5 protein-coding genes are annotated in these 4,171 nt (G+C 41.5%); 1 reads left to right on the top strand and 4 read right to left on the bottom strand.

What is annotated here, in order from left to right:
- The 4 genes from AC6F75_RS07810 to AC6F75_RS07795 form a co-directional block, all read right to left on the bottom strand.
- On the bottom strand, positions 1-293 hold a 293-nt coding region (locus AC6F75_RS07810), incomplete at its 3' end, for an aldo/keto reductase (protein ID WP_500714420.1).
- A gap of 36 nt (positions 294-329) precedes the next feature.
- A complete protein-coding gene (locus AC6F75_RS07805) occupies positions 330-1,280 on the bottom strand; it encodes an OmpA family protein (RefSeq protein WP_500714419.1) in 951 nt (316 codons plus the stop codon).
- An 87-nt stretch (positions 1,281-1,367) separates the two neighbouring features.
- Positions 1,368-2,021 carry an ElyC/SanA/YdcF family protein gene (locus tag AC6F75_RS07800; RefSeq protein WP_500714418.1) on the bottom strand — a complete coding sequence of 218 codons (654 nt, stop codon included), beginning with the start codon at positions 2,019-2,021 and terminating at the stop codon, positions 1,368-1,370.
- A gap of 58 nt (positions 2,022-2,079) precedes the next feature.
- The gene (locus AC6F75_RS07795) at positions 2,080-2,844 is read right to left on the bottom strand and encodes an exodeoxyribonuclease III (RefSeq protein WP_500714417.1); all 765 of its coding nucleotides are present in this window, start codon (positions 2,842-2,844) and stop codon (positions 2,080-2,082) included.
- A 172-nt stretch (positions 2,845-3,016) separates the two neighbouring features.
- On the opposite strand from AC6F75_RS07795, the gene AC6F75_RS07790 reads away from it, so the two are divergent.
- On the top strand, positions 3,017-4,171 hold a 1,155-nt coding region (locus AC6F75_RS07790), incomplete at its 3' end, for a DUF8818 domain-containing protein (protein ID WP_500714416.1).

Raw genomic sequence — 4,171 nt, 5'->3', positions numbered from 1 at the left:
ATGTGGTCAAAATTCCGGCTGGGACCGGCAATCTTTGAAGCAAGAATGACTTTGTTTCGGTTTCCTGTTTTGGCAAACCAATTGCCTATGATTCTCTCAGTACTCCCTTGAGTTTCCTTCCGCCCGGGAATGGAATACATTTCAGCAGTGTCAATAAAGTTAATGCCATTTTCAAGGGCAAAATCAAGTTGCTCAAAGGCTTCATCCTGGGTGTTTTGCTCTCCCCAGGTCATAGTACCCAGGCAGAGTTCGCTGACTTTTATGTTGGTATTTGGTAATAGTTTGTACTTCATAGTAAAAAGCCCCTCCTTTGTAGGGGTTGGGGAGGCTTATATTTCATTCAACAACCTGTTGATTTCATCCAGTTTTGGGGTTAAAATCACTTCAATCCTTCTGTTTTTTGCCCGTCCATCAGGGGTGGCATTTGAAGCGATGGGTGCATATTCGCCTCTTCCGGCTGCTGTAAGGTTTTCTTTTAGAATATTCGGGTTTTCGGTGAGAATGGTCACTATGGCCGTGGCTCTTTTGGTGGAAAGGTCCCAGTTTCCTTGCAAAGGACCGCTTCCGCCGTAAGGCACATTGTCTGTATGGCCCTCAATGAGTACTGCAATTTCAGGGTTTTGAGCCAAAACATTGCCCAATTGTACTACAGCCTGGCGGCCATTTGTGTTTACGGCCCAGCTTCCACTTTCAAATAGGAGCCTGTTTTCCATAGAAACATACACCTTGCCATCACGCTGCTCAACGGTAAGTCCTTTGCCTTCAAAGTTGGTCAGGGCAGCTGAAATGGCTTCTCTCAAGTTGTTCATTTGGGCTTCTTTGGAAGCGATAATGCCTTCCAATTCGTCAACACGTTTTGAACGGGCAGTCAGTTCACGCTGCATCTGTTCAAGTCTGGCCTGTTCTGCGGCAAGCGCACGTTCTTTTTGATCCAGTTGTTTGAGTAAATCACGGTTCAAAGCCAAATTTGAAGTGAGATTTTCTGAGCTGTTGGCTTCCAAAGCATCATAGGAATCCTGAAGGCGTTTCAAATTGTTTTGCACCGCAGCATAGTCTAAAGCGAGGCGGTCACGTTCTGCCTGAAGTCGGTCAAAATCGCGTTTCAGGTTTTGAACAGTATATTGGTCTGTACTTCCCTGTCTGTTGTTGAGTTGATCCATCAGGGAAGCATTTTCAGCTTTTAGGGCATCGTAGTCAGATTTAAGGCTGTCATACACTTGCGTGGAAACACAAGATGAAAATGTGAGTGCAACAAGCAATAATGCAAATAAATGTTTCATTTTATTAATATTTTTAATTGTTATTCTTTATCAAACACCCAACCTTCAGTAAACTTTCGGTTGGCAAGCAAATTCAACTTTTTACTTCTAACTTCTAATTTCTATTTGTTCCCCTAAAAAATGGGGTTGTTTACTAAAAATGAGGTCTGAAAACATTTTAACACGGGCAAAATATTCACGCAATTGAACCTTCACACCACTTCGCAAATTAACATCTTTTGCATTAAAACCTATGGCCTTGAGTCCTCTTTTTTCAGCGAGGTAGATGGCTCTTTCATTATGAAACTTTTGCGAAATCACCGTGATACTTTCCTGACCGAAAACTTCTTTGGCGCGAACCATAGAGTCCAAAGTTCTGAAACCGGCATAATCGAGAAAAATTTTATCTTCAGGAATCCCTTTTTTGACTAAATCATTCTTAAAGGTCTGCGGCTCGTTGTAACTGTGGTGCCTGTTGTCTCCGCTTACAAGTATGAATTCTACCTTTCCGGAGTGATACAGTTCTACTGCTGCCTCAATACGAAATTGGTAATAGTGATTAATTTGCCCGTCTGTTAAATATTTTGAAGTTCCTAATACTACACCCACCTTGTTTTTAGGAACATCATTCACTTCAGTGAACAATTTGTCTTTTGCAAAGCTTTTTATTAATCCATCAGCAATGAGAATTGTGGCCAGCAACAAAACAATCATTACCATCATTGCATACATCAATTTCTTCAAAAGCTTTTTAACTTTCATAGTAAAACAAACCCATTAATCCATCCCTTTATAAGCCCCCTTTAGGGGTTTGGGGGGGTTAACTTTCAATTTCCACAAGCAACGGGCAATGGTCGCTATGTCTGGCTTCAGGTAATATAACGGCGCGTTTCAACTTTTCTTGTAAGGATGGGGTTACCATATGATAATCAATACGCCACCCTTTGTTGTTGTTCCTTGCATTGGCGCGATAACTCCACCAAGTGTAGTTGTGCGGGTTTTGATTGAATTCGCGGAAAGAATCCACAAAACCACTGTCAATAAACCGGCCTAACCACTCGCGCTCTTCAGGTAAAAATCCGGAAACGTTTGCATTTCTGATGGGGTCGTGAATATCTATGGGCTTGTGACAAATATTGTAATCACCGGAAATAATCAAATTGGGGATTTCTTTTCTAAGGTCTTTGGAATACTCCAGAAAGTCATCCATATATTTAAATTTAAAACCAAGTCGGGCATCGTTGGTGCCACTGGGCAGGTACAAACTCATTACTGAAAGCCCGTCAAAATCAGCACGGATGTTTCTTCCTTCAAAGTCCATATAATCGATGCCGGTGCCAAACTCGACATGATTGGGTTTTACTTTAGAAAGAATCGCCACGCCACTATATCCCTTTTTTTCGGCAGAAAGCCAGTAGTTATATACATATCCGGCATCTTCAAACATGGCGAGTTCCAACTGATTTTGATGGGCTTTGGTTTCCTGAAGGCACACCACATCGGGGTCTGCCTGTTTTAACCATTCAAAAAATCCTTTGTTGATTGCTGCCCTGATTCCGTTGACGTTGTATGATACTATTTTCATAAGCCTCTCCCTAACCCTCTCCTAAGGAGAGGGAATTAATTAGTTAAAAAATTCATTTTTTTGACGAATGCTAAAATAAATATTCTCATACACTTTCACCGAAAGAAAACATTAAAGATTTCTATACATTTATAAACAAAATAAAAGGGAGCGCTTTAAGTTTAAGTAATTGATGAGATTTTTATTAGCTGTATTGGTTTTTTGCAGCGGATTTCCTGTTCATTCACAGGAACCATCCGGCAACTTCCGTTCGGTTAATTTTGCGGTTAAAGACACGATTGTTCTGGATTCGGTGAGTATAAATCCCGTGCGGTTTGAAATTTTGGATAAAAATAATGTTGCCGTTGACACTTCCGCTTATCGCGTAAATTTTGAAAAGGGCTATGTTGTTTTATCGGAAGAGCTTATAAATACTCAGGATTCTATTCAAATTAATTATGTAAAATACCCCAGTTTTCTTACGAAAAAATATTCGCTGCTAGATCCGAAAATAATCACTCAAAGCACCGGGGCAATGGACCGTCTGTACTCGCTTCAGCAGTCCACGCGCGAGACCACTTTCACTCCTTTTGACGGCTTGAACACCAGCGGAAGTATTTCCAGGGGAATCACCATTGGGAACAATCAAAACGCAGTTGTATCCTCAGAACTTGACCTTCAAATTACGGGTATGATTAGTGAGCGTGTGGGTATCAGGGCGTCGATTCAGGATGCCAATATCCCAATGCAGGAGGGTGGTTACTCTCAAAACCTCAACGAATTTGACCAGATATTTATTGAACTTTTCACAGACAATTGGACCATCAGGGCAGGTGATATTGATTTGGTGAACCGAAACAGCTATTTCGGAAATTTTGAAAAGAAAATTCAGGGAGTTTCCTTAGGCGGCACTATAAAGTCTGAAAATTCTGAAACGTCTATGTTTATTTCGGGCGGTGTGGTGCGTGGTGTTTTTGCCCGAAGTCAGTTTGTGGGTCAGGAAGGCAATCAGGGACCCTACAAGCTTATTGGACCCAATGGTGAACTTTTTATTCTAATCATTTCAGGTAGTGAGCGTGTGTTTGTCAACGGAATTCAGTTGCAACGGGGCGAAAACAGGGATTATGTCATTGACTACAACGCAGGTGAAGTTCGGTTTAACCCCACATTTCCCATCACGGCCGATATGCGCATTGTGGTGGAATACCAATATTCAGACAGGAATTACACGCGATTTATCGGTTATGGAGGCGGCAATTATACTTCTGAAAAACTGGACATTGGTGCTTATGGCTATATTGAAAGCGATGTGAAAAACCAACCGCTTCAGCAAAACCTCTCCCCTGAG

The organism is Planktosalinus sp. (assembly GCF_059864935.1).
Note: the sequence above shows the minus strand (reverse complement) of the source record. Positions and strands in the feature narration are given on the sequence as shown.